Here is a 26,628-nt window from a genome sequence, read left to right on the forward strand (position 1 = left end):
CGTGCATCGGCGTTCTCCCAGGCTCGGGGACGGCCAGACGCATCCCCCAGGTGGATTACCTCTCGGCCTTCAGCCTATCGCAGATCACCCCCGCTGGATAGAGGACGCGCCGGCCGCTGGCTAGCGCACCCGCTTGACAAACAGTCGGCCGCCCTCGCGCCGCTCGACCTGGAAATTGGGCACCGCCTCGATCAGGTCGGACAAGCGGCTGTAGCCGTAATTGCGGGCATCGAAGCTTGAGCGGTTGCCCGCGAGCTGGCCCATCGCGGTGAGGCTGACGAAGCCGCGTTCGTCGCGTTTCACCGAATCATAGGCGTCGATCAGCAGCTTGAGCAACTCGTTGTCCACCGCGAGCTTGGGCCGTGGCTTCAGGCCCCCCGAGATCGCCGGCGGCAGCGCCTGCTCTAGCGGGACGTCCTCGTTGACCACCACCGGTGGCGGCGCAATCGGGGGCGGCGGGGCGGCGGCTGCCGGCGCCGCCGGCGACCGCTCGCGGAGCATCACATCGACATCGATAAACCGTGTGCACGCGCGCTTGAACGCCTCGGGCGTCTTGGCGCCCCCAAAGCCGTACACCGGATGCCCATCCTGGCGCAGCCGCATCGCCAGCGGCATGAAATCGCTATCCGACGACATGATCCCGAAGCCGTCGACCCGGCCGCGGAACAGCAGATCCATCGCGTCGATCGTCATCTTCATGTCGGTGGCGTTCTTGCCCTTGGTAAGGTCGAACTGCTGCTGCGGCTCGATGCCGTGCTTCACCGTCATGTCGCGCCAGCCCTTGAGGCCCGGCTTGGTCCAATTGCCATAGACCCGGCGGACGTTGACGCTGCCGAGTTCGGCGAGCACCGTTAGCACCGGGTCGATCGCATGCCAGGAGGCGTTGTCGGCGTCGATCAGCAGGGCGACGTTGCGGGTGGGTTCATCGGTCATCCCGCAACCGTCGCCGCCGGCTGCCGCCCGGTCAACCGCTATTGGCGGTTGGGGCCGCGATCGCTCGCCCGGGCCTGGTTGTTGGCGATGTCGTCGCTCTTCGTGGCGCGGGTGTGTACCTCGGGATCGTCAACCGCGCGCGCGAGGTCGTCCTGGGTCGCGATGTCCTGGGCGAGGCTGCCGCCGGCGGTGCCGACCGTCCCGCCCGAGCCTTCGGCGACCGCGGCATCGATGATCGCGCTGTCGTCATGATCGCGCGCGGCGGTGGTGCGGGAGTTCTCGGCCATGGTCATTCTCCTTGTCGGCGATCAACGGATCGGCCGCCGCGGCCGTTCCTCATCCCGTCGGATAAGCGATGGCGATCACCTCATACTCCCGCTCGCCCGCCGGCAGCGTCACCCGCCTGAGATCGCCCACCGCCGCGCCGCGCAGCGCGCGGGCGAGGGGGGCGTTCCAGCCAATCCTGCCGGCGCCGGCGTCGGCCTCGTCGTCGCCGACCAGCGTCAGCACGCGCTCCTGATCGTTCTCGTCGGCGATCGTGACGATGGCGCCGAACCAGGCGCGGCTGCGATCCTCCTGCTGCGTGGGATCGACAACCTTCGCCGCCTTCATCCGTCGCGAAAGCCAGCCGAGCCGACGATCGATCTCGCGCAGCCGCTTGCGGCCGTAGATATAGTCGCCATTCTCCGAGCGATCGCCGTTACCCGCGGCCCAGGCAATGGTCTCGACCAGCGCCGGCCGCTCGGTGCCGAACAATTGCTCATACTCGGCGCGCAGCACGCCATAGCCGGCGGGGGTGATGTAGTTCGGGCGGTCCATCGCCGCGTGTCTAGGCGAGGATCGATACGCCGTCATCCCGGGGCTCTCGGGCAAGGCCCGGTGTCACCCCGGCCGGTTCTTGCCGAGATACCAGCTGAGGTTGGCCGGCCCGCGGCTCTTCGCCCGCGCCGGGTTGATCAGGTCATAGACAACCGCATTTTCGGTGACGCGCTGCACATAGTTGCGCGTCTCCGACAGCGGGATCGCCTCGATCCAGTCGACCATGTCGACGGCGCCGGTGCGCGGATCGCCATTGGCGGTGAGCCATTTGTTCACATTGCCGGGGCCGGCATTGTAGGCGGCGATCGCCAGCGGATAGCTGCCGTAGAGGCCGAAGATGCGCTTGAAGTAGCTCGAGCCGAGCATCATCGACAGCCCGGGATCGGTGGTCAGCGCCGCCTGGTCGTAGGCAAGGCCGATCTTGCTCGATTGCTCGCGCGCGGTGCCCGGCATCAGCTGCATCAGCCCGCGCGCGCCGGCATGGCTGACCGCGGTCTTGTCGAACTGGCTTTCCTGGCGAGCGATGGCATGGATGATCGTCCAGCTATCCTCATAACCCGCCGGCACCGTCACCGTCGGGAAACCCGCGGCGGAATAGTCGCTGAGCCCGTTCTGCATCGCGCTTCGCCCGACCATCACGCCGAGGTCCGGGCGGTTGATCGTGCGCGACAGCTCGGCGGCGAGCAGATGGTCTGTCGATGTCTCGGCGTCGGCGGCGATCTGGCGAACAAAGGCGGTCTGGTCCTGCCAGTCGGCGATCTGCCCGAGGAACTTCGCCGCGCGCACCGTCTCGCGATTGTCGAACGCCTGGCGAACGGCGGGCGCGATCGCCGGCATACCGATCGCCGGCGGCGCCACCAGCGGCTTGCCGGTGCGCTCGAGCGCAAGCTGGCCGTAATATTGATCGCGAAAGCCGCCGGCCTGCGCGTAGAAGGCGGCCGCCTCGATGCTCTTGCCCGCGGCCTCGGCGGCGCGGCCGGCCCAGTAGAAACCTTTGGCGCGGGTCTGCGGCGCCATGCTGCCGCGCCCGTAGCGATCGTACATCACCATCGCGTCGGCGGGCCGGCCGAGCTGCTTCATCGCCACCTGGCCGGCAAGCCACACCAGGCTGGTGTAATCGTCGCGCTCGCCATAGGGCTTCTTCGAGACGTCGGTGCCGACCGGATAGGCGTCGTCCACCTGCCGGGCGATGTCATAGGCGAGTTGATACTGATGATCGGCGTTGGCGCCGCGGGCGTTGGTGAGCAGCACCTCATACCATTCCTCGACATTGCCGGGGCGACCCGCGAGCGTGCGTGGACGGGCGAGCCAGCTGCGCGCGCTGGGGCTCGCGCCCGAGTTGCGCAGCCAGATCGCGCGATCGGCGATATAGCCCGGATCGGTGGCGAACTGATCCTGGGTGGTCATTGCCAGGTCCGCGGCATTGGCGGCATTGCTGCGGAACGCTAGCCGTGCCGCGAACATCGGCCGTCGTGCTGCGCTGGTGAAGCCGATCTGGCGCGCCGCGACTCCCGTGGAGCCCTGCCACAGCAACGCATCCATCCGCGCGTCGTGATCGTCGGGGGTCAGCGCACCGGCGAAACCGCCGAGGATGGTGCTCTCGTCGGTCGCGGCGAGCCCGCCCTTGCGCCAGGCCGCGCGTGCCGCGGCGGCGGCATCGCCCGACCGGCCGGTCGCGGCGAGTGCCCGCGCCTGCGCCACCAGCCCGCTCGCCGATTGCGGTGGGAAGCGGGCGAAGAAGGCGAGCACGCTCGACGGGTTGGCGACGCCGGCCTGGCGCTCGGCGGCGCGGCGATTGGCGGCTTCGCCGGGCCAGCCCGGATGCGCCATGAGGAAACCGGCATAGCTCTCGAACGGCATCGCGTCGGTCTGCTGGATGGCCTTCCACTGCGCGATCGTCGCCGCGATCGCGCCGTCCTGCGGGGTCTGCGGCGATTGCGGCCCCATGTTGGCCATTTGCGTGCGCAGCTGGTCAAGCTGGTCCTGGCCCGAGGCGGCCAGCGCCACCCCGGCAAGGGCGGCGACGAGGATCCCGGTGCGGAGCGTGGATGCGTGCATGTGGACAGGATACGGCTTGCGACCTTACATGTCCTGAACAAAACACTGTCACCGGCGCAGCAGGAGCGCATCTCACCCCATGTTTTCCGGATCCATCCCGGCGCTCGTCACGCCCTTCGCCGCCGATGGCGCCTTCGATGAAGCCGCCTATCGCGATCTGATCGAATGGCAGATAGCCGAAGGCTCGTCGGCGCTGGTGCCGTGCGGCACCACCGGCGAGGCGGCGACGCTGAATGTCGACGAACATTTCGGCATCGTCGCGGTCTGCGTCGATCAGGCGCGCGGCCGCGTGCCGGTGATCGCCGGCGCCGGCTCCAACGATACCCAGGTCGCCGCCGCCAATATCGCGCGCGCCAAACAGGCCGGTGCCGATGCCGCGCTGATGGTGCCGCCTTATTACAACCGGCCGAGCCAGGAGGGCATCTACCGGCACTTCGCCGCGCTCGCCGCCACGGCCGACCTGCCGATCGTGCTCTACAACGTGCCGGCCCGCACCGTCACCGACATCCAGCCGGCCACGCTGGTGCGGATCGTCACCGAATTTCCCGCGGTGTTCGTCGCGGTCAAGGACGCCAGCGGTGCGATCGCCCGCGTCTCGCAGCATCGCGCCGGCTGCGGCGACCGCTTCGCGCAGCTGTCGGGCAATGACGATATGGCGCTGGCGTTCAACGCCATGGGCGGCAGGGGCTGTATCTCGGTGTCCGCCAACGTCGCGCCGCGGCTCTGCGCCGACTTCCAGGCGGCGTGCCAGGCCGGCGACTATGCCGCGGCGCTGGCGCTGCAGGACCGGCTCTATCCGCTCCACGACGCCTTGTTCACCGATGCCTCGCCCGGCCCGGTCAAATACGCGATGACCCGGGTGCGGCCCGGCTTCCCCGCCGGCATCCGCCTGCCGATGACCTGGCCATCCGAGGCGTCGCGGATGGCGGTCGACGCGGCACTGGTTCACGCCGGGCTGGTCTGACGGCATCGACGGGGGAAGCGGCGAAGATCGAGACCACGCCCGCTTCCCCTCGGCCACCCAAGTCCCTACATCGCGAGGCTTATGCCACGCCCCAAGCCCCCTACCTTCGAGAAAACGAAGATCGTCGCCGAGAACCGCAAGGCCCGGTTCGAATACAGCATCGACACGGTCTATGAGGCGGGGATCGCGCTCGTCGGCACCGAGGTGAAGAGCCTGCGCTTCGGCGAGGGCTCGATCGCGGAAAGCTATGCCGAGGTTCGCGACGGCAAGGTGTGGCTGGTCAATTCCAACGTACCCGAATTCAGCCATGGCAACCGCTTCAACCATGAGGCCAAGCGCCCGCGTCAACTGCTCCTTCACGAGCGCGAGATAAACAAGCTCCATGGCGCGGTGGCGCGCGAGGGCATGACCCTGGTGCCGCTCAGCGTTTATTTCAATTCGCGCGGGCGCGCCAAGGTGGAGCTGGCATTGGCCAAGGGCAGGAAGACCCACGACAAGCGCGAGGCGATCAAGGAGCGCGACTGGAAGCGTGACGCTGCCCGCATCATGCGCGATCGCGGCTGATGGCGCCCCCTCCCGGCGCCGGTCCGGCACCGGGCGTCTGGCAGCGGCTCGCCGCCTGGAGCCGTCGCAACCTGCCGACTCGCGAATCGATGGAGCGTAGCCGGCTGCTGCGCCCCGTGGCGCACCGCGTGCTCGCACCCGAACTGTGGCGTTTCACCCGCCGCTCGGTGCCGCGCGGCGTCGCCCTCGGCATGGTCACCGGCATCCTGTTCCCGGTCGCGCAGATTGCCGTGTCGGCGCTGCTCGCGCTGCCCTTTCGCGCCAACGTGCCCACCGCGGCACTGACCACCTTCATCACCAATCCCTTCACGACGCCGTTCATCTGGGCATTCGCTTATTGGATCGGCAAACTGACACTCAGGCTCGATCATGTCGTGCCGGGCGATCCGGTGCGCGATGCCGCGCAGTCGGGCTGGCTGCAGTGGCTGATGTCGGACGCGGCGCCGGCGGTGGCGGTCGGGCTGCTGATCGTCTCGGCGGTGATGGCCGTCGTCGGCTATGCCGCGAGCGCGCTCGGCTGGCGGCTGTGGATCGCGCGCAAATGGCGTAACCGTCGGAATACCCACGACATCTGATCGAGATTTCCGGTCATCGAACTCAATTGACGAGGCGTATCAGTTGAGTACAACACGCCCATAAGGTTCAACGATCAATTGGGGGTACTTCCATGCGTCATCACATCCTGGTCGGGCTGTTGCTCGCCACGGCCGCAAGCGGCGCGCTTTACGCCCAGACGTCCGCCCCGACGCCGGCGACCGCCGCGTCCGTTGCCGGCAAGCCGCAGCTCGGCGACTTCGGCGTCGATCTTAGCGCGATGGATCGCAAGATCGCGCCGGGCGACGATTTCTACAATTACGTCAACGGCGCCTGGATGGCACGGACGCAGATCCCGGCGGACCGGTCGAGCTGGGGCGGCTTCGCGGTGCTCGCCGAGCTGTCGAGCGCGCGCACGCGCGAGGTGATCGAGACGGCGGCGGCGAGCGGCGGTACGCCGGGCAGCGTCGCCGACAAGATCGGCACGGCTTATTCCTCGTTCATGGATGCCCCCGCGATCGAGGCGAGGGGCGCTGCCCCGCTCAAGCCCTATCTCGACAAGATCGCCGCGATCCGCACCCAGACCGATCTCGCCCGCGCCTTTGCCGATGCCAGCATCCATGGCGAAGACATGCCGATCGGCGCCGGGGTGCAGCAGGACCTCAAGAACAACACCGTCTATGCGGTGTATCTGGGGCAGGGCGGGCTCGGCCTGCCGGATCGCGATTATTACCTCAAGGACGATCCCAAGTTCGCCGAAGCGCGGACGAAATACGTCACCTACATCGCGGACATGATGAAGCTCGCCGGCCAGCCTGATCCGCAAGGGTCGGCGCAGCGGATCTACGATCTCGAGAAGCAGATCGCCCAGGTCCATTGGGAGCGCGCCGAGCTGCGCCAGGTGGAGAAGGGCTACAACCCCGTGATGGTCGCCGATCTGGCCACCACGATGCCGGGCTTCGACTGGAAGACCATGCTCGATGCGCAGGGGGTCGGCAGCCAGACCCGGGTAATCGTCGGCCAGCCGTCGGCGCTTACCGGGACCGCGAAGATCGTCGGTGCCACCCCGATCGCGACTTGGAAGGAATATCTCGCCTTCCACAAGATCAGCGATGCCGCGCCGATGCTGTCGAGCGCGTTCGTCAATCGCCAATTCGCCTTCTACGGCACCACGCTCAACGGCACGCCCCAGCTGCGCGAGCGCTGGAAGCGCGGTGTCGGCTTCGTCAACGGCAGCCTCGGCGAGGCGGTTGGCCAGCTCTACGTCGCCAAATACTTTCCGCCCGAAGCCAAGGCCAAGGCCGACGAGCTGGTCCACAACCTGATCTCGGCGATGGACGCACGGCTGTCGAACCTCACCTGGATGGCGCCTGAGACCAAGGTCAAGGCGCGCGCCAAGCTAGCCGCCTTTACGCCCAAGATCGGCTATCCGAGCAAGTGGCGGGACTATTCGACGCTGCAGATCGTCAAGGGCGACGTGCTCGGCAACGCGGATCGGGCCGCCGAGTTCGAGTACAAGCGCCAGCTCGACAAGATCGGCAAGCCGGTCGACCGCAGCGAATGGTTCATGACCCCGCAGACGGTGAACGCCTACGCCAATCCGCTGATGAACGAGGTGGTGTTCCCGGCGGCAATCCTGCAGCCGCCGTTCTTCGATCCCAATGCCGATCCGGCGGTGAATTATGGCGCGATCGGCGCCGTGATCGGGCATGAGCTCAGCCATCACTTCGACGATCAAGGCCGCAAGTTCGATCCGCAGGGCAATTTCGCCGACTGGTGGACGCCCGAGGACGTCAAGCGCTTCACCGCGCTCACCGACAAGGTCGTCGCGCAATATGGCGCCTACGAGCCGATCCCCGGCGGCCATGTCAACGGCAAGCTGACGCTCGGCGAGAACATGGCCGATCTCGCCGGCATCAACGTTGCTTATGACGCCTATAAGATCTCGCTCAAGGGCAAGCCGGCGCCCAAGATCGAGGGCTTCACCGGCGATCAGCGCTTCTTCCTCGGCTTCGGGCAGGTGTGGCAGACCAAGGCGCGCGAGGAATCGATCCGCAACCAGATCACCACCGATCCGCACACGCCGGGCCAGTGGCGCGCCTATGTGGTGCGCAACCTCGATGCCTGGTATGCCGCCGACAACGTCAAGCCGGGCCAGAAATACTATCTGGCACCCGCCGACCGCATCAAGATCTGGTAATCGCTTTGGCCGCCCGCGGATCGCTCCGCCGGGCGGCCTTCTTTTTCCCTCGGGAGTATCCGCATGAAGAAGTTCATCCTCGCCGGGCTGCTCGGCGCGTCGGCGACTGCCGGCATCGTTCACGCCCAGACTGCGACTAGGCCCGAATATGGCACCTTCGGCTTCGATGAGGCCGGCATGGACAAGACGGTCGCACCGGGCGACGATTTCTACGGCTTCGCCAACGGCCAATGGGCCAAGAGCACGCCGATCCCCGCCGACAAGTCTAATTATGGCTCGTTCAACATCCTCGACGATCGCGCCCGCGAACAGACCCGCGGCATCCTCGAACAGGCCAAGACCGACCCTGCGTCGAAGATCGGCCGCGCCTATGCGACCTATCTCGATACCGCGACGATCGACGCCAAGGGCCTCGCCCCGATCAAGCCGTGGCTCGCCGAAATCAAGGCATCCACCAAGGCCAGTTACGCGACCCTGCTCGGCAAGGCGCAGCGCAATGGCGTCGGCGGGCCGTTTGGCCTCGGCGTCGGCCAGGACGACAAGCAGCCCGAAGTGTATGCGCTGAGCCTCTACCAGAGCGGCCTCGGCCTGCCCGATCGCGATTACTATCTCAGCGCCGACGCCAAGCTCGCCCAGGCCAAGACCGCTTATCAGGCGCACATCGCCAAGATGTTCACCCTCGCTGGCGAGCCGAATGCGGACGCCCGGGCCAAGGCGATCGTCGATTTCGAAACCCAGATCGCCCAGGCGAGCTGGACCCGCACCGAGAGCCGCGACGCCGACAAGACCTACAACAAGATGAGCGTCGCCGATCTCGCCCGCACCGCGCCGGGGTTCGACTTTGCCGCGCTGTTCAAGGCCAATGGTACCGCGGTCGGCAGCCTGATCGTCGCCCAACCGAGCGCCGTCGCCGGCATCGCCAAGGTGGTAGCCGCGGCACCGATCGGGGTTCTCCAGGACCAGCTGCTGCTGCGCTCGCTGGACGGCTTCGCCGACGTGCTGCACCACGCCTTCGACGAGGAGAGCTTCGCCTTCAACGGCACCATCCTCTCGGGCACGCCCGAGCAGGAAGTGCGCTGGAAGCGCGCGGTGGATTACACCGTCAACAGCATCGATGACGAAGTCAGCAAGCTCTACGTCGCCAAATACTTCCCGCCGGAGACGAAGGCGGCCGCCGATGCGCTGGTCAAGAACATCATCGCCGCGATGGGTGAGCGGATCGATCATCTCGACTGGATGAGCGCGGAGACCAAGGTCAAGGCCCACGCCAAGCTGGCCGCCTTCACCCCCAAGATCGGCTATCCCAGCCAGTGGAAGGATTATTCCAACCTCACCGTCACCGCGGGCGACGCGTTCGGCAACAACCTGCGCGCCAACCAATGGGGCCACGATTACAACGTCGGCCATCTCGGCAAGCCGCTGCAGCGCTGGGAATGGGGCATGACCCCGATGACGATCAACGCTTACGCCAACCCCGGCATGGTCGAGATCGTGTTCCCGGCGGCGATCCTGCAGCCGCCGTTCTTCGATCCCAAGGCGGATCCGGCGATCAACTATGGCGGTATCGGCGCGGTGATCGGTCACGAGCTGTCGCACCATTTCGACGATCAGGGCCGCAAATATGACGCGAGCGGCAAGCTCACCGACTGGTGGACCCCCGCCGACGTCGCCGCCTTCACCAAGCGCACCGACCAGCTCGTGGCGGAGTATAACGCCTATCAGCCGCTCCCCGGCATGCACGTCAACGGCGGCCTCACGCTTGGCGAGAACACCGCCGATCTGGCCGGGCTGACGGTCGCGTATGATGCCTATCACAAGGCGCTCGGCGGCAAGGCCGCGCCGGTGATCGACGGCTTTACGGGCGACCAGCGCTTCTACCTCGGCTGGGCGCAGGTATGGCGGCGCAGCTACCGCGAGGCGAATTTGCGCCAGCGCCTGCTGACCGATCCGCACTCGCCCTCCGAACAGCGCGCCTGGGTCGTGCGCAACCTCGACCCCTGGTATGCCGCCTACAAGCCCAAGCCCGGCGGCAAGATTGTGCTCGCGCCCGATCAGCGCGTACGGATCTGGTGATGGCGGTGCCCCTTCCGCCGCGTGGCAGGAGGGGCAGCGTTGCTTGGGACAGGTTGGGCTCAGTCGACCCATCGTCCGGTGCCGCCTGAGCTCACAAGGCCCGAGCGCCGCTCCTCAATCCGTCATCCCAGCGCAAGCTGGGATTTTATGGAAGAGCGCCGGGCAGGAGCCGCAACAGATCCCAGCCGTCGCTGGGATGACGATGAAGCGACGAGCGGGCAGATTGCCACAGGCAGTGAACTTCCGGAAGCGAACCGTTCGCTTCCCCCTGCGTCCGCTTTGAACGTTTGCGAGAGGGCTAGGCCACGGCGCTCTCCTCACCCCTGATCACCCCGACGCCAACACCCCTCCACGCACAATAGCTTGACGCCACCGCCTCGCTGATCCGAAGACGATTGGCATGGCTTCGCTCCCGGTGTCCCGCGCTTTAGCGCCCCGGCCCGCCGCCGCGCTGGTCGCGGCCGGCGCGACGCTGGCGGCTGCGTTGCTCGTGTTCCTGCTCGCCGGCAGCGCCGCGCTTGCCGCGGGTTTCCTCGCGACTGGGATGATCGTCATCGGCGCGGCGATCGTATGGCGCATGCTCGCGCCGGCTGCGGTCAACCAGCCCGGCGGCGTCGACTGGGATTTCACCCGGGCGATCGTCCAGGCGAGCGGCGACGCCGTGGCGATCACCGATCGCGCCGGCCGGCTGGTCTGCGCCAACGATGCCTATGAGATCCTGTTCGGCAGTTTCGCCACCCCGCCTGGCCTGCCGCTCGACGGCGAGGGGCCCGCCTCGCTCGCGATCGCCGGCCGCACCGCGTGGCGCGACGGCAAGGCGCAGTTGCGCCAGCTTTCCACCAACGGCGTCAAGCTGTCGGTCCATATCGTCCGCGCCGGCGATGAGGCCGACATGCTGGTGTGGCGTTTCACTGTGCTGCACGAGGAGGATCTTGCCGCCAGCACCGAGCAATTGATCGTCGGCCCCGCCGGCGATCGGCTCGGCGGTGCCGGGGTGATGGCCGCGCTGATCGGCGCCGACGGCCGGATCCGCGCCGCCAACCGCGTGCTGGCGATGCGCGCGCATGGCGGCCAAGGCGGCATCGAGGGTCGCGATTTTGCCCGATTGCTGATCACCGACAGCCGCGCGCTGGTCCGTTTCGAGCGCGAGGGGCTCGACGGCACGCCGTTGCGCGTGCTGCAGATCCCGTTCATCGATGGCGACGACGCGCCCGTGCTCGTTATCCTGCTCGACGATGAGGATACCGCGCCGGCGATCGGCGCTAGCGCCTCGGCGCACGTCCGCAGCCTCGTCAGCCTGATGCCGTTCGGCATGGCGCTGGTCGATCGCGAGGGCCGCTTCCTGCAGATGAACGATTCGTTCGTCCGCGCCGCCGGGGTCGATGCCCATAGCACGCCGCTCTACCCGGGTGATCTGGTGGTGCGCGAGGACAAGGGCGCGGTCGCCGACGCGATCCGCCGCTTCGCCGGTGGCGCGACCCATTCCAGCGACATGGCCGTCCGCCTCAAGGGCCATCCCGAGGAGCCTGTGGTGCTGACCATCGCCGGTGCCCGCGGCCTCGGCGATGCCTCGGTGCTGCTCAGCCTCAAGGATAATTCGGAGGAATCGCGGTTGAAGCGCGAGGTGGCGCAGGCCACCAAGATGCAGGCGGTCGGCCAACTCGCCGGCGGCGTCGCGCACGATTTCAACAACATCCTCACCGCAATCATCGGCCATTGCGACCTGATGATGATGCGCCACTCGCCGGGTGACAGCGACTATGACGACATCCAGCAGATCCGCACCAACTCGAACCGCGCCGCGAGCCTCACCCGACAATTGCTCGCCTTTTCGCGCCAGCAGACGCTTCACCCGCAGATTCTCCAGTTGCCCGATGTCGTCGCCGAGGTATCGAGCCTGCTGCGCCGGCTGATGGGCGAGACGGTGCGGCTCGACGTCCATCACGGTCGCGGTCTTGGCGCGGTGCGCGCCGACCCGGGGCAGCTCGAGCAGGTGGTGGTCAACCTCGCGGTCAACGCCCGCGACGCGATGATTGCACACAACCCGCAGGGTGGCGGCACCCTGACCATCCAGACCAAGGGGGTCACCGCCGCCGAGGTCCGCGCCATGGCTTCCGACATCCTGCCAGTCGCCGATTACACCGCGCTGATCGTGTCGGACACTGGCGGCGGCATCCCGCCCGAGATCCTGCCCAAGATCTTCGAGCCCTTCTTCACCACCAAGGAGGTCGGCAAGGGAACAGGCCTCGGGCTCTCGACCGTCTACGGCATCGTCAAGCAGTCGGGCGGCTGGATCTTCGCCGATTCCGAGCCCGGGCAGGGGGCGACCTTCAGCATGTACCTACCGGTCCACGCCGCCGGCATGGCGCCGCGGGTGGCGCCGCCGCGGGTTGCGGCCAAGCCGGTGGAGATGTGGGGCACCGGCACCATCCTACTCGTCGAGGACGAGGACATGGTCCGCGCCGTCGCCGAACGCGCGCTCACCCGCCAGGGCTATACCGTGCTCACCGCCGAGAATGGTGACGCTGCGCTCGCCTGCCTCGACGCCCATGGCAGGCCGGACCTGCTGATCAGCGACGTGGTGATGCCGATCATGGACGGGCCGACCATGGTCCGCGCCGCCCGCGAGCGCTATCCTGACCTGCCGATCATCTTCATGTCGGGCTATGCCGAAGAGCAGTTGCGCAAGTCTATCGACCTCGACAATGTCGCCTTCCTGCCCAAGCCGTTCTCGGTCCAGCAGCTCGCCGAAGCCGCTCGCGATGTGCTGATCGGCCGCTGAGCGCCACCGTGAACAAAAGGTAACCGCAAGTTAACCAACAAGGTGTTGGCACTTGGCATATTTCGTGGATAAGGGCCCGCTATGCCCTTACCCACCCGGATCCTCATCGTCGAAGACGAACCCCTAATCGCGATGATGCTTGAGGATTTCCTCGAGGTGCTGGACAAGCAGGCGGTCGGCACCGTCGACACGGTCGCAGCCGCGCTCGAGCGGATCGAGCAGGGCGGGATTGACGCAGCGATACTGGACGTCAATCTGCGCGGCGGCGAGAAGAGCACGCCGATCGCCGAGGCACTGGCGTCGCGCGACATTCCCTTCGTGTTCGCGACCGGCGGCAGCGACGACAGCGTTGACGCCCAGTTCCGTGGCCGCCCGGTACTCCAGAAGCCGTTCACCATGGACGGCGTCGCCAAGGCGCTCGACAGCTTGCTGTGATCCGTCATCCCGGCGAAAGCTGGGGTCTCCCGCGGCTCCATCACAGGGCTCATCGCCAAAGATCCCGGCGTTTGCTGGGATGACGGTGCACGGTCGCTAGTGGTGTACAAGCTGGGCCACAAATTCGCCGCAACAGACTTGCGTCGATGATCGCTGCGACGCAATAGCCTGTCGCCATGACCCAGTTTGACAAGTCCCGCCTGCCGAGCCGCCATGTCTCGGTGGGGCCAGAGCGCGCCCCGCACCGTTCCTATTATTATGCCATGGGCATTGCCGAGGAGGACATTCAGAAGCCCTTCGTCGCGCTCGCCTCGGCCGGCAACAATTCGGCGCCGTGCAACACCACGCTCGATGCCCAGGCCGATGCCGCCCAGGCCGGCGTGATTGCGGGCGGCGGCCTGCCGCGCCGGTTCAACACCATCACGGTGACCGACGGCATCGCCATGGGCCATCAGGGCATGAAGGCGTCGCTGGTCAGCCGCGAGGTGATCGCCGATTCGGTCGAGCTCTCGGTCCGCGGCCATTGCTATGACGCGCTGGTCGGCTTCGCCGGTTGCGACAAGTCGCTGCCCGGCATGATGATGGCGATGCTCCGCCTCAACGTGCCCTCGATCTTCGTCTATGGTGGCTCGATCCTGCCCGGCCGCTTCCAGAACCGCGACGTCACCGTCGTCGACGTGTTCGAGGTGGTCGGCAAGTACGCCGCTGGCGCCTGCCCATTGTCTGAGGTCCATGAGCTCGAGAAGGTCGCCTGTCCCGGTCACGGCGCCTGCGGTGGCCAGTTCACCGCCAACACCATGGCCTGCGTCGGCGAGGCGATCGGCTTGTCGCTGCCCAACAGCAATATGGTGCCCGCACCCTATACCACCCGCGAGCAGATCGCAGTCGCCGCCGGCGCGCAGGTGATGGACGTTATCGCCCGCAATTTGCGCCCGCGCGACATCTGCACCCGCGCCGCCTTCATCAACGCCGCCCGCGTCGTCGCCGCCACCGGCGGCTCCACCAACGCCGCGCTGCACCTGCCGGCGATGGCAAACGAGGCGGGGATCGACTTCGACCTGTTCGACGTCGCCGAGGCGTTCAAGTCGACGCCCTATATCGCCGATCTCAAGCCCGGCGGCCGCTATGTCGCCAAGGACATGTATGAGGCCGGCGGGGTCTACATGATGATGAAGACCATGCTCGCAGGCGGGTTGCTCGACGGCGACTGCCTGACCGTGACCGGCAAGACGCTCGGCGAGAACATCGACCAGGTCACCTGGAATCCCAACCAGAAGGTGATCTACGACGTCGCCACCCCATTGTCGCCGACCGGCGGCGTCGTTGGCCTGCGCGGCAGCCTCGCCCCCGATGGCGCGATCGTGAAGGTCGCCGGCATGCACCGCCTGCAGTTCGAAGGGCCGGCGCGATGCTTCGATTGCGAGGAAGACGCCTTTGCCGCCGTTGAGGCGCGCTCGATCCGTGAGGGCGAGGTGCTGGTGATCCGCTACGAAGGCCCCAAGGGCGGCCCGGGCATGCGCGAGATGCTCTCCACCACCGCCGCGCTTTATGGCCTCGGCATGGGCGAGAGCGTCGCGCTGATCACCGATGGTCGCTTCTCGGGCGGCACCCGCGGTTTCTGCATCGGCCATGTCGGCCCCGAGGCCGCCGAGGGCGGTCCGATCGCGCTGATCGAGGATGGCGACACCATCCGCATCGATGCCGAAGCGGGGACGATCGATCTCGTCGTCGCCGACGATGTGGTCGCCGCACGCAAGGCGGCGTGGACGGCGCGGGTGAACGATTATGGCTCGGGCGCCTTGTGGCGCTATGCCCAGAATGTCGGCCCCGCTTATAAGGGTGCCGTCACTCACCCGGGAGCGCGCGCCGAAACCCATGTCTACGCGGATATCTGACCGGCGCGTTGTCGCCCTCCTGATGCCGGGGCTGGTGCTCGCCGCCTGCTCCGGCGCGCCGCAGCAGAGCGGCAATAGCCAAGCACTGGCGCAGGGCACGACGGACCAGCGCCACCCCGTCGAGGATCACGCCCGCATCCTCTGCGCCCGTGGCGCGGCGCCGCTCGCGCGCCGCTGCACGATCGACCAGGCGCAGACCAGCCGCGGTCTGATCCTTACCCTGCGCGCCGAGGATGGCGGCTTCCATCGCCTGCTCGTCACCCGTGACGGCCGCGGCGTCGTCGCCGCCGATGGCGCCGAGCCAGCTACGGTCACCATCCGCGGTGCCGACGGCATCGACGTCGCGATCGGCGCCGATCGCTACCAGCTACCGGCGACGGTGAAGCGATGATCCTGCTTGCCGGACAGCCGATCCTCACCGCGGCCGAGATGCGCGCCGCCGAGGCTGCGAGCGGCATCGCCGTCGACGCGCTGATGGCCCGCGCCGGCGCGGCGATCGCCGACGCCGTTCGCCGCCTAGCCGCCGGCGCCGAGGTGCTGATGCTGTGCGGCCCGGGCAACAACGGTGGCGACGGCTATGTTGCCGCAACCCGCTTGGCCGCAGCCGGCCTCGCCGTGCGCGTCGCCGCAGCGGCGCCGCCGCGCAGCGCTGCGGCAGAGCAGGCGCGCGCCGGCTGGACCGGTCCGGTCGAGGCCATCGCCGACGCCGCACCCGCTCCGGTGCTGGTCGACGCGCTGTTCGGCACCGGCCTTACCCGCCCGCTCGATGACGCGCTCGCCGCCGACCTCCGCCGCCTCGCCACCGCCGCGCGACTGGTGATCGCGGTCGATCTGCCGAGCGGCGTGGTGACCGACGATGGCGCGCTGCTCGGCGAGCCCCCGCGCTGCCACGTTACCTTGGCGCTCGGCGCCGCCAAGCCCGCCCATCTGCTCCAGCCCGCCGCGCGGTATGCCGGCGCGATCCGCCTGCTCGACATCGGCGTCTCGGCGAAAGCGGCAGCCAAGGTCATCGCGCCGCCATCGCTGAAACGGCCGGGGCCGGACTCGCACAAATACAGCCGCGGCATGGTCGCGGTGGTGCCGGGCAGCATGGCCGGCGCCGGCGAGATGGCGGCGATCGCGGCGCTGCGCGCCGGCGCAGGCTATGCGCTGCTGCTCACCGACACGCCCGGCGCGCCGCATGCGATCGTGCGCAAGGCGTTCAACGCCGACGCGCTCGCCAACGACAAGATCGGCGCCGTCGTGATCGGCCCCGGTCTCGGCCGCGACGACGAGGCTGCCCACCGCGTCGGTGCCGCCTTCGCCGGCGGCAGGCCGCTGGTGATCGACGGCGACGCGCTGCACATCGTGGACATCGCGCGGATGAGCGGCCACAGCGCCGCGATGATCCTTACCCCCCATGGTGGCGAGTTCGCCGCATTGTTCGGCACGCCGACTACCGACAAGATCACCGCCACCCGCGCCGCCGCCAAGGCCGCCAACGCCGTCGTCATCCACAAGGGCGCCGACACCGTGATCGCCGCACCCGACGGCCGCGTCACCGTTGCCGGCGACGCCAATGACTGGCTCTCCACCGCCGGCAGCGGCGACGTCCTCGCCGGCACCACCGGGGCGATGCTCGCAGCCGGCGGCGACCCCTTTGCCGCGGCCGAAGCGGCGGTCTGGCTCCATGCCGAGGCCGCGCGACGCAGCGGCGCCGCGTTCATCGCCGACGATCTCGCCGAGGCGCTGACGCCCGCGCGCGCGTCGCTGTGAGCACGATCATCCGCGTCGCCGCGCGGGGCGACGGCATCACTGCCGATGGCCGCCACGCTGCGCTGTCGGCACCCGGCGACACGCTGGAGGCGGACGGCACCGTCATCCCGGGCCCGCACCATCAGCTGCCGCCATGCCGTCATTTCCCCACCTGTGGCGGCTGCCAGCTCCAGCATCTCGACGACGAGAGCTACGCCGCCTTCGTCACCGATCGCATCGCGTCCGCGCTCGACGCGCAGGGGCTGGCCGCGCCGCTGCGTCCGCCGCTGGTGTCGCCGCCGCGCACCCGCCGCCGCGCGACGCTGCACGCCGAAGCCAAGGGCGGCCGCATCCTGCTCGGCTTCTCCGAGGCGCAGAGCCACGCCATCGTCGACATCGTCGAATGCCATATCCTCAGCCCCGAGCTATTCGCGCTGGTCGCGCCGCTGCGCGCCTTGCTCCAGCGGCTCGGTTTCCGCCGTCGCGCCGATATCCACCTGACCCTCGCCGATCAGGGCGCGGACGTGCTCGTCAACGGCCTCAAGGCAGACGGGCTCGAAGCCGCCGAGGCGATCACCGCCTTTTGCGAGCGCCACGGTGTCGCCCGGTTTGCGATCGACGATGGCCTCGGCCCCGAGACTCGCTGGGAGCCGCAGGGCGCGACCATCACGCTGGGCGGCGTGCCCGTCGCGCTGCCGCATGCGGCCTTCCTCCAGGCGACCGCGGAAGGCGAGGCGGCACTGGTGGCGGCGATGCGCGAGGCGACTGCGGGCGCGCCGACCGTTGCCGATCTGTTCGCCGGCCTCGGCACCTTCGCGCTGGCGCTGCCGACCCGCGTCTATGCCGCCGAGGGTGCGCGCGATGCGATCCTGTCGCTGAAAGCCGCTGCCGCGCTCGCCCAGAAGCCGGTGTTCACCGAGCATCGCGACCTCTATCGCCGGCCGCTCACGGTCGGCGAACTCGACCGGTTCGGCGCGGTGGTGATCGATCCACCCCGCGCGGGCGCCCGCGACCAGGTCGAGGCGCTCGCCAAGACTCAGTCGCCGATCATCGGCTATGTCTCGTGCAATCCCAGCAGCTTCGCGCGCGATGCCAAGATATTGGTCGACGGCGGTTGGCGGCTCGACTGGGTCCAGCCGGTCGGCCAGTTCCGCTGGTCGACCCATGTCGAGCTGGCGGCGCGGTTCAGCCGCTGAGCGATGCCGGGGTGGCGGGACGAGCCCACCTCACCCGAACAGAATGTTGACCGCTTCGTCCCACAAGGCTGGCGATGCCGCCGCGATCATGCCCCGCCGCAGGTCGCCGACCACATAAGGCTCGCCGTCGGGCCGCTTGACCACGCCGCCCGCCTCGTGGACGAACAAGGCGCCGGCGGCATGATCCCAGGGCAGGGTGCGCTGGAACAGCACGATGTCATTCTGCCCGAGCACCACGCGCGGATATTGTTCGGCGGCGCAGCGCGGGTTGGGCGCGCAGGTCAGCCGCCCTTCGCACCGCAGCATCATCGCCGCGATCGCGTCGTCGCTCATGAAATAGGTCGCCAGCGCCGCGATCGGCAGCGGTGCGCCGCTCGGCCGCGCGGTCACCCGTTCACCGTCGATGAACGCACCGTCGCCGAGCGTCGCATGGCACAGCCGGCCGGTCACCGGGTCGAGGATCCACCCGGCCTGGGTGACGCCATCCTCGACCAGCGCGATCATGATCCCGAACGGGGTGCGGCCATGTGCGTAATTGTTGGTGCCGTCGATCGGATCGACGATCCACACTCGTCCGCGGGTGATCCCGTCGAGCAGCTTGGGATCGGCCGCGGTTGCTTCCTCCCCGATCACGCGCGCCGCAGGATCGATCGCGATCAGCCCCGCGGTCAGCCGTCGCTCGCTCTCGCGATCCGCGACGGTGACCAAATCGTCCGGCGCCTTCTCCTCGATGTCGCTGTCTGCCAGGTTGCGGAACGACGGCAGCACCACCTCGTCCGCCACCTGGCGCATCAGCGTCACAACCGCCGCGTGATCGCGATGCGTCATCAGCTGCGGTAATCCGCGTTGATCGAGATGTAGCCATGGGTGAGATCGCAGGTCCACACCGTCGCGCGTCCGTCGCCAAGCCCGAGGTCGACGCCGATCTCCACCTCGTGTCCCTTGAGATGCGCGGTCACCGGCGCCTCGTCATAACCCTCGACCACCAATCCGTCGCGCGCGACCTCGGTGATCCCGAACCGGATCGAGAGCTGGTCGCGCTCGGCAGGCTCACCGGCCTTGCCCACGGCCATCACCACGCGACCCCAATTGGCATCCTCGCCGGCGATCGCGGTCTTCACCAGCGGCGAGTTGGCGATGCTCATCGCGATCCGATAGGCGCTGCGGTCGCTCTCCGCGCCGGTCACCGCGATCTCGATCAGCTTGGTCGCACCCTCGCCGTCGCGCACGACCAATAGCGCCAGCTGGTGGCAGAGATCGGCAAGCGCCGCAGCAAAGGCATCGGCGCCCGGGCTGTCTCTGCCGGCGATCGGTGCGTTACCGGCAGCGCCAGTCGCAAAGGCCAGCACCGTGTCGCTGGTCGAGGTATCGCCATCGACCGTGATGCAGGAGAAGGTCGTCGCATTGGCCGCGGTCAGCGCGCCCTGCAGGAAGCCGGGCTCGACCGCGGCGTCGGTAAAGACATAGCCGAGCATCGTCGCCATGTCGGGTGCGATCATCCCCGATCCCTTGATGATGCCGACCAGCGTCACGGTCTGGCCGTCGACCACCGCGGTCGTCATCGCGCCCTTGGCGTAGGTATCGGTGGTGCCAATCGTCTCGGCCGCCGCCTGCCAGCTGCACGGCGCCGTCGCAAAGGCGTCATCGAGCCCGGCCTCGGCCTTGTCGATCGGCAGCGGCACGCCGATCACGCCGGTCGAGGAGACGAACACGTCGGAAGGCTGGCAACCGAGCTGCTGCGCCGTCCGCGCCGCGATCGCCTCCACCGCCGTGCGCCCCCGCGCGCCGGTAAAGGCGTTGGCGTTACCCGCGTTCACCACCAGCGCGCGCGCGGTGCCCAGCGTCAACGCCTTGCGGCACCATTCCACCTCGGGCGAGGGGCATTTGCTCTGCGTCAGCACGCCCGCGACGGTGGTGCCGGCGGCAAGCTCGACAAAGGTCAGGTCGCAGCGATCCCACGTCTTGTAATACGCGCGGGCGACATGCGGCGTCACCCCCGCAATCGAGGGCAGGTCGGGGAAGCGCGCCGGCGCGAGCGGGGAGGGGGTGGACATGGGAATGCGCTATAGAGGCTGCCGCGGCGTCATCAAACGTGTTCGGTTGACCGACAGTCGTGGCCGGGGCAGCCTGGCGATGAGGGGAGCGCATGGATCAGCACGCACATCATGGCGGCACGGCGCCGGTGGGGCGGTCGCGCTTTGTCGGCAACGGCGCCGGGCTGAGAGCCGCGGTGCTGTCGGCGGTCGCGGTGGTTGCGGCAGCGCTGGTCGTGCTCCTCGCCATTGCCGCCGATCACGTCGCCATCTCGCGCCGGCTGGCCCTACAGGCGGAACAACGCACGGCGCGGGACGCGGCACAAGCTGTGGCGGTGTTCCACGGCCGCCCGATGACGGGCGCGGCGGGATGGCAGACGCCGTTTCACCCGCCCGTTCCGCGCGGCAATCCCGGCGCCTGGTTCGGCGCGGATGACTATCCGCCGGATGCGCGTCGCGCCGGAGCCGAGGGGCGGACGGTGGTCGAGCTGCTGATCCAGGCAGACGGGCGGGCCAGCGATTGCCGGGTGGTGTCGGGCAGCGGCAATGCCTCGCTTGATCGCGCCACCTGCCTGCTTGCCCTGCAGCGCGGCCGCTTCGCGCCGGGACGGGATCGCGAGGAGCGGGCCGTGGTCTCAGTGATGCGGATGCCGGGAATCCGTTGGCAGCTCGAGAATTGAGCCGCGCCGACGGCTGCGCGTAATGCTGGATTTATCCTGCCGGGGCCCCTATCGAGCGGCAGGATGGCCTGAAAAGCCGATCGGGGACCTTGCTTGAACCTGCTGTTGCTCCTGTCTGCCTTGCTGTCCGCCCTGACCGGGGCGGGGTCGGTGGTCCGCGGGCCGGCAGCGGCGCATGCGGTCAGCGCCACGGCGGTTTGTGTTCAGGCGGCCAAGGCGGTCCAGGTCGCCAGCCGGCCGGTACAGGCGCTGGCGGCGGTTAGCGCCGTAGCGCGATCGGCCGCAAGCGCCCGGCCATGGGTGCTGCTGGCGGTTCACCCGCTCTATGCAGGTCGTCGGCGCGTCTAGCCGCCCGCGTTTCTTCTGCCGGATCAAGGTCCGGATTGCGTCGGCGCTCACCGACCCCATCTTCAGATCACTTGCAGCAGCGCGCCCTACGAGGGTGCGCGCGCGCCTTATTCCAGGAACATGCCCATGCTCGGCGGCTTTGCCAAATCGCTGTTCGGTTCGTCCAACGACCGGTACGTCAAATCCCTCAACCCGATCCTCGCCAAGATTCAGGGCTTCGAGCCGGCGCTGCAGGCGATGAGTGACGAGCAGCTCGCCAACCAGACCGCGGTGTTCCGCGAGCGCCTCGCCAACGGCACCAAGATCGACGATCTCCTGCCCGAGGCGTTCGCCACGGTGCGCGAGGCCGGCGTGCGCGTGCTCGGCATGCGCCATTTCGACGTGCAGATGATCGGCGGCATCGTCCTCCATCGCGGCGAGATCGCCGAGATGCGCACCGGCGAGGGCAAGACGCTGGTGGCGACGCTCGCCACCTATCTCAACGCGCTGCCGGGCGACGGCGTCCACGTCATTACCGTCAACGATTATCTCGCCGCGCGCGACGCCGAGTGGATGGGCCAGATCTACCGCTTCCTCGGCCTTACCGTCGGCGTGATCATCCCCAATCTCACCGACGAGCAGCGCCGCCAGGCCTATGCCGCGGACATCACCTACGGCACCAACAACGAGTTCGGCTTCGACTATCTGCGCGACAACATGAAGTATGAGCGCGCTTCGATGGTTCAACGCGCCTTCGCCATGGCGATCGTCGACGAGGTCGATTCGGTACTGATCGACGAGGCGCGCACGCCGCTGATCATCTCGGGCCCGACCGACGACAAGTCGGACCTCTACCTCGGCGTCGACGCGATCGTGAAGCAGCTCGCCGACGAGGATTACGAGAAGGACGAGAAGCAGAAGTCGATCATCCTCACCGAGGACGGCACCGAGCGCGCCGAGCGGCTGCTCGAGGCGGCCGGGCTGCTGCAGGGTGCCAATCTCTACGATTTCGAGAACACCCAGGTGGTCCACCACCTCAACCAGGCGCTGCGCGCCAACATGATGTTCAAGCGCAATACCGATTACATCGTCAAGGACGGCAAGGTCGTCATCATCGACGAGTTCACCGGCCGGATGATGGACGGGCGCCGCTGGTCGGACGGCCTGCACCAGGCGGTCGAGGCCAAGGAGGGGGTGACGATCGAGCCCGAGAACCAGACCATGGCCTCGATCACCTTCCAGAACTATTTCCGCATGTACCCCAAGCTGTCGGGGATGACCGGCACCGCCGCCACCGAGGCTGCGGAATTCTTCGACATCTACAAGATGAACGTTGTCACCATTCCGACCAACGTCACCGTCAAGCGGGTCGACGAGGAGGACGAGTTCTACAAGGACACGCAGGACAAGTTCCGCGCCATCGCCAAGCGCATCCGCACCCATGCCGAGCAGGGCCAGCCGGTGCTGGTCGGCACCGTGTCGATCGAAAAGTCGGAGCTGCTCTCGGAGTTCCTCCAGCAGGAGGGCGTCGACCACAAGGTGCTCAACGCCAAGTTCCACGAGATGGAGGCGCATATCGTCGCCCAGGCCGGCCGCAAGTCGGCGGTGACGATCGCGACCAACATGGCCGGCCGCGGCACCGACATCAAGCTCGGCGGCAACCTCGAGTTCCGCATGCTCGACGAGCATCCCGAGCTGGTCGAGGGCACCCCGGACTATGAGGAAAAGGCCGCGCTGATCCGCGACGAGATCGAGGTCGAGAAGCAGGAAGTGCTCGCCGCCGGCGGCCTGTTCGTGCTCGGCACCGAGCGCCACGAGAGCCGCCGCATCGACAACCAGCTGCGCGGCCGCTCGGGCCGCCAGGGCGATCCCGGCCTGTCGCGCTTCTATCTCAGCCTCGACGACGATCTGCTGCGCATTTTCGGGCCGGACACGCTGTTCGCCAAGATGATGCGCAACAACATCGAGGATGGTGAGGCGATCGGTTCCAAGTGGCTCAGCAAGGCGATCGAGACCGCGCAGCGCAAGGTGGAGGCCCGCAACTACGACATCCGCAAGCAGGTCGTCGAATATGATGACGTGATGAACGATCAGCGCAAGGTGATCTACGAGCAGCGCGCCGACATCATGGATGCCGATGCGGTCGGCGACGTGGTCAGCGACATGCGCGCCGAGACGGTCAACGTCATCGTTGGCGAGGCCTGCCCCCCTAACTCCTACCCGGAGCAGTGGGATGTCGCGGGAATGAAGGAGCAGCTGGCCGAGGTGCTCGGCCTCGAGCTGCCGGTCGACGACTGGCTCACCGAGGAGTCGATCGATCCCGAGGTGGTCGAGGAGCGCGTTCGCGAGCAGGCCGACGCGCTGATCGCCACCAAGTCCGCCGAACTCGAGCCCGAGACCTGGACGCAGGTGGAGAAATCAATCCTGCTCCAGAACCTCGATCATCACTGGAAGGAGCATCTCGCCACGCTCGATGCGCTGCGCCAGGTCGTCCACCTGCGTGCCTATGCGCAGAAGACGCCGATCAACGAGTATAAGCAGGAGGCGTTCTCGCTGTTCCAGCGCATGCTCGATTCGATCCGGATCGACGTCACCAAGACCATCGCCCACGCGCAATTCTCGATGCAGGCGGCGCCCGAGCTACCAGAGCTGCCGGACTTCATCACCACCCACTTCGACCCGTTCACCGGCGACGACAATTCGGCGGACATCGATGCCGGCACCATGGGCCGCATCACCACGCAGCTGCCGCCGATGCAGATCATCCGCCCCGAGGAGCCCGATCTCGGCGACAATCCCGAGCATTGGGAAGGCCGGGTCAATCGCAACGCGCCATGCCCGTGCGGCTCGGGGCGCAAGTACAAGCATTGCCATGGCGCGGTGACGGCATAGGCGCAGACGGCAAAAAGGGACCGGATCGCGGGTTGCGATCCGGCCCCTTTTTCGTGTGTCACCCCAGCGAACGCTGGCGTCTTGGGCGGCGGCGCTACGCCTCCGCCCCGAGGGTCGTGTTACTTCGGCAGCACCACGCTCGGCCCGATGCTGTCGACCACCGCGCGGGCATTGAACGCGCGCAGATTGTCCTTGGGAATCGGGCCCTTGCGCATCACGATCTCCGCGCTCGCCTCATAGCGGTCGATGGTGCGGATATCGAAATCGTCGCCCCACGGACCAAAGCCGCCGCCGAAGCCACCACCATAACCCGGGCCCCAGCTGCGCCAGCCGAAGCCGCGGCCGTAATAGCGCCACGACGGGCCCCAATAGCCGCCGAAGCCCCCATAGCCCCACGGACCGCCGAGACCCGGCGTGCTGTAGGTGCGCGACTGCAGATCGGTGTCGCGATTGGCCATCAGGAAGTAATCGTTGCCGCTCTGCAGCGTCAGCTCGGCCGAGCGGAACAGCAGATAGCGCTCCACCGTGTCACGCGAGGTGACGCTGTTGCCGGCGAAGGTGACCAGGTAACGACCCGGCTCCACCTGGCGCTCGCTATAGCCGGTGCGGTTGAAGCCCTGCCCGGTGGCGGGGCGGTACGTCGTCTCGGTCGCGCAACCAGCGACCATCAGGGTGCTCGCGGCCAGCGCCGCAACCACAGCCTTTCGGCCTAGATCCATCATCTGTCCTGTCTCCATTCGCGGCGAATGCGGCGAACTGAGCCGCTTGTACCGTTGAACAGTGGAACGAGCGATGAACAACTTGGCTCCGTGACCAACTTGTCACGAACGCCGTGCTCCCGCCGTCAGCGGCGCCCGCTCATCTCCGCCCCCGCCTGTGCGTCGAACCGTATGTTGACCAGCACCGCCAGCAGCGAGATCGCGGTCACCGCCCAGAATGCCGCCGAGAAGTCGGCAAAGACCGGCACGGTTCGGCCCGCCCAGCTCATCGATGCATGCAATGCCGTAGCGCCGATGCAGATGCCGAGCGACAGCATCAGCTGCTGGAAGGTCGAATAGAAACTGGTCGCGACGCTCATCCGCTCCTTGCCGATCTCGTCATAGGCGATGGTGTTGTAGGCGGTGAACTGGAACGACATCAAAAACCCCGAGATCACCATCACCGCGAACACCGCGGGCAGCGGCCAGCCGGGGCGGAACAGCCCGCAGCAGGCATAGGCGGCGGTGCCGAGCAGTCCCATCACCACCAGGCTGTTGCGGAAGCCGAACCGGCGCAGGATCCGCCGCGCGACACCCTTCATCCCGAACGAGCCGATCGCGGTGCCGACCGTCATCAACCCGCTGTGCGCGGCGCTGAGGCCGAAGCCCAATTGCATCATCAGCGGCAGCAGGAAAGGCTGCGCGCCCTGGGTGATGCGGGTCAGCGATCCGCCGATCACCGACAGGCTGAACGAGGGCACCCGCATCAGCGATACGTCGAGGATCGGATGCGCCGAGCGCTTGGCGTGACGCAGGTAGAGCGCGCCCACCAGCGCCCCGCCGCCGATCAGCGCCGCCGCCAGGCCGCCCTCGCCGGAACGGCTCGCCATCTCGAAGCCGGACAGCAGGCCGCCGAGCGCCACGCCCGACAGCAGGAACCCCGGCAGGTCGAACGGATGCACCACATCCTCGCGGATGTCGGCGATGAACCGGCCGACCAGCACGATGCCGGCGAGCCCGATCGGCAGGTTGAGCCAGAAGATCCAGCGCCAGTCGAGATAGGTGACGATGAACCCGCCGATCGGCGGGCCGACGATGGGCCCGATCAATGCCGGCATGATCAGCCACGACATGGCCGAGACCATGTCGCGCTTGGCGACCGAGCGCAGCAGCACCAGCCGCCCGACCGGCATCATCATCGCGCCGCCGATGCCCTGGACGAAGCGTGCGAGCACCATCAGCGGCAGCGTCGGTGCGAGGCCACAGGCGAGCGAGCCGAGCATGAACAAAGCGATCGCGGCGCGGAACACCGGGCGCGCGCCGAACCGGTCGGCCATCGTGCCCGAGGCAGGGATGAAGATCGCGAGCGCGAGCAGATAGGAGGTGAGGGCAATGCTCATCTCGGGCGCGCGCACGCCGAAATCGCGCGCCATCGTCGGCAGCGCGGTGGCGAGCACGGTGGCGTCGAGATTTTCCATGAACATCGCACAGGCGATGATCAGCGCGACCGTGCGATAATTGGCGCCGGGCGCCGGCTCGTCAGGATGATCGGTGGTCTGCGCGATGTCGTTGCCGGCCGGCACGATGCCGTCGCGCACCTCGGCGTTGACCGAGGCGATCCCCCGCCGCCTCGGCCGCAGCAGAATGCGGGGATCGAGGGCGGCGGGAAGATGGAATTGCATGGGGGCGTGTTCGACTTTCGTGGCGGGTCTCAGACCCCTCCCGTGCCGCATCCCGTCTGCCGCAGGCGTCCGACGCCCGCTATATAGGTGTGATTGGCTGACATTTCGACCCTTGCTCCGCCACGTCGG

Annotated in this window: 22 protein-coding genes; 14 read left to right on the forward strand and 8 right to left on the reverse strand. The window is 67.8% G+C overall.

Features of this window, described 5'->3' with window-relative positions; all coding sequences use genetic code 11:
* Positions 1-120: 120 nt before the first annotated feature.
* From OXR60_RS00410 to OXR60_RS00425, 4 genes are all read right to left on the reverse strand, one after another.
* Positions 121-933 carry an NYN domain-containing protein gene (locus OXR60_RS00410; RefSeq protein WP_267392968.1) on the reverse strand — a complete coding sequence of 271 codons (813 nt, stop codon included), beginning with the start codon at positions 931-933 and terminating at the stop codon, positions 121-123.
* A 38-nt stretch (positions 934-971) separates the two neighbouring features.
* A complete protein-coding gene (locus OXR60_RS00415; protein WP_267392969.1) occupies positions 972-1,220 on the reverse strand; it encodes a hypothetical protein in 249 nt (82 codons plus the stop codon).
* Between the two features lie 49 nt (positions 1,221-1,269).
* The gene (locus OXR60_RS00420; protein ID WP_267392970.1) at positions 1,270-1,752 is read right to left on the reverse strand and encodes a GreA/GreB family elongation factor; all 483 of its coding nucleotides are present in this window, start codon (positions 1,750-1,752) and stop codon (positions 1,270-1,272) included.
* Positions 1,753-1,815: 63 nt separating this feature from the next.
* A complete protein-coding gene (locus OXR60_RS00425) occupies positions 1,816-3,810 on the reverse strand; it encodes a lytic transglycosylase domain-containing protein (RefSeq protein ID WP_267392972.1) in 1,995 nt (664 codons plus the stop codon).
* Between the two features lie 79 nt (positions 3,811-3,889).
* Here OXR60_RS00425 and dapA point away from each other — a divergent pair, with 79 nt between their 5' ends.
* From dapA to OXR60_RS00480, 11 genes are all read left to right on the forward strand, one after another.
* Positions 3,890-4,774, forward strand: coding sequence for a 4-hydroxy-tetrahydrodipicolinate synthase (dapA, locus tag OXR60_RS00430; RefSeq protein WP_267392974.1), 885 nt, complete (start codon positions 3,890-3,892; stop codon positions 4,772-4,774).
* Positions 4,775-4,855: 81 nt separating this feature from the next.
* A complete protein-coding gene (smpB, locus tag OXR60_RS00435) occupies positions 4,856-5,338 on the forward strand; it encodes an SsrA-binding protein SmpB (RefSeq protein WP_267392975.1) in 483 nt (160 codons plus the stop codon).
* Positions 5,338-5,913 carry a DUF2062 domain-containing protein gene (locus OXR60_RS00440; RefSeq protein WP_267392976.1) on the forward strand — a complete coding sequence of 192 codons (576 nt, stop codon included), beginning with the start codon at positions 5,338-5,340 and terminating at the stop codon, positions 5,911-5,913. Before smpB ends, OXR60_RS00440 begins: the two co-directional genes overlap by 1 nt.
* A gap of 92 nt (positions 5,914-6,005) precedes the next feature.
* Entirely contained in the window at positions 6,006-8,072 is a 2,067-nt protein-coding gene (locus tag OXR60_RS00445) for a M13-type metalloendopeptidase (protein ID WP_267392977.1), read from the forward strand.
* Positions 8,073-8,135: 63 nt separating this feature from the next.
* A complete protein-coding gene (locus tag OXR60_RS00450; RefSeq protein WP_267392979.1) occupies positions 8,136-10,145 on the forward strand; it encodes a M13 family metallopeptidase in 2,010 nt (669 codons plus the stop codon).
* Between the two features lie 400 nt (positions 10,146-10,545).
* A complete protein-coding gene (locus OXR60_RS00455; RefSeq protein ID WP_267392981.1) occupies positions 10,546-12,927 on the forward strand; it encodes a PAS domain-containing sensor histidine kinase in 2,382 nt (793 codons plus the stop codon).
* An 81-nt stretch (positions 12,928-13,008) separates the two neighbouring features.
* Positions 13,009-13,362, forward strand: coding sequence for a response regulator (locus tag OXR60_RS00460; protein ID WP_267392983.1), 354 nt, complete (start codon positions 13,009-13,011; stop codon positions 13,360-13,362).
* Positions 13,363-13,538: 176 nt separating this feature from the next.
* Complete coding sequence (ilvD, locus tag OXR60_RS00465) at positions 13,539-15,257, forward strand: dihydroxy-acid dehydratase (RefSeq protein WP_267392985.1); 1,719 nt, start codon at positions 13,539-13,541, stop codon at positions 15,255-15,257.
* A gap of 22 nt (positions 15,258-15,279) precedes the next feature.
* The gene (locus tag OXR60_RS00470) at positions 15,280-15,648 is read left to right on the forward strand and encodes a hypothetical protein (protein WP_267392987.1); all 369 of its coding nucleotides are present in this window, start codon (positions 15,280-15,282) and stop codon (positions 15,646-15,648) included.
* A complete protein-coding gene (locus tag OXR60_RS00475) occupies positions 15,645-17,012 on the forward strand; it encodes an NAD(P)H-hydrate dehydratase (protein ID WP_267392989.1) in 1,368 nt (455 codons plus the stop codon). The genes OXR60_RS00470 and OXR60_RS00475 overlap by 4 nt, the downstream gene beginning before the upstream one ends.
* Positions 17,009-18,187, forward strand: a complete 1,179-nt coding sequence (locus OXR60_RS00480; protein ID WP_267392991.1) for a class I SAM-dependent RNA methyltransferase — start codon at positions 17,009-17,011, stop codon at positions 18,185-18,187. Before OXR60_RS00475 ends, OXR60_RS00480 begins: the two co-directional genes overlap by 4 nt.
* A 30-nt stretch (positions 18,188-18,217) precedes the next feature.
* Here OXR60_RS00480 and OXR60_RS00485 read toward each other — a convergent pair whose 3' ends face one another.
* On the reverse strand, positions 18,218-19,015 hold the full coding sequence (locus tag OXR60_RS00485; RefSeq protein WP_267392993.1) for an inositol monophosphatase family protein: 798 nt from the start codon (positions 19,013-19,015) through the stop codon (positions 18,218-18,220).
* Positions 19,015-20,241: a bifunctional glutamate N-acetyltransferase/amino-acid acetyltransferase ArgJ gene (gene argJ, locus OXR60_RS00490; RefSeq protein WP_267392995.1), complete on the reverse strand. Its 1,227-nt coding sequence runs from the start codon at positions 20,239-20,241 to the stop codon at positions 19,015-19,017. The genes OXR60_RS00485 and argJ overlap by 1 nt, the downstream gene beginning before the upstream one ends.
* A 92-nt stretch (positions 20,242-20,333) precedes the next feature.
* Between argJ and OXR60_RS00495 the strand changes: the two genes are divergently transcribed.
* From OXR60_RS00495 to secA, 3 genes are all read left to right on the forward strand, one after another.
* Entirely contained in the window at positions 20,334-20,900 is a 567-nt protein-coding gene (locus OXR60_RS00495; RefSeq protein ID WP_267392997.1) for an energy transducer TonB, read from the forward strand.
* A gap of 93 nt (positions 20,901-20,993) precedes the next feature.
* Positions 20,994-21,248: a hypothetical protein gene (locus OXR60_RS00500; RefSeq protein WP_267392998.1), complete on the forward strand. Its 255-nt coding sequence runs from the start codon at positions 20,994-20,996 to the stop codon at positions 21,246-21,248.
* A gap of 126 nt (positions 21,249-21,374) precedes the next feature.
* Entirely contained in the window at positions 21,375-24,119 is a 2,745-nt protein-coding gene (gene secA / locus OXR60_RS00505; RefSeq protein ID WP_267393573.1) for a preprotein translocase subunit SecA, read from the forward strand.
* Between the two features lie 119 nt (positions 24,120-24,238).
* Here secA and OXR60_RS00510 read toward each other — a convergent pair whose 3' ends face one another.
* Complete coding sequence (locus OXR60_RS00510) at positions 24,239-24,841, reverse strand: hypothetical protein (RefSeq protein WP_267392999.1); 603 nt, start codon at positions 24,839-24,841, stop codon at positions 24,239-24,241.
* A 122-nt stretch (positions 24,842-24,963) separates the two neighbouring features.
* The gene (locus OXR60_RS00515) at positions 24,964-26,499 is read right to left on the reverse strand and encodes an MFS transporter (RefSeq protein ID WP_267393000.1); all 1,536 of its coding nucleotides are present in this window, start codon (positions 26,497-26,499) and stop codon (positions 24,964-24,966) included.
* Positions 26,500-26,628 lie beyond the last annotated feature (129 nt).

This window comes from Sphingomonas sp. GC_Shp_5 (genome assembly GCF_026540855.1).
In the GTDB taxonomy this organism is placed as follows: domain Bacteria; phylum Pseudomonadota; class Alphaproteobacteria; order Sphingomonadales; family Sphingomonadaceae; genus Sphingomonas.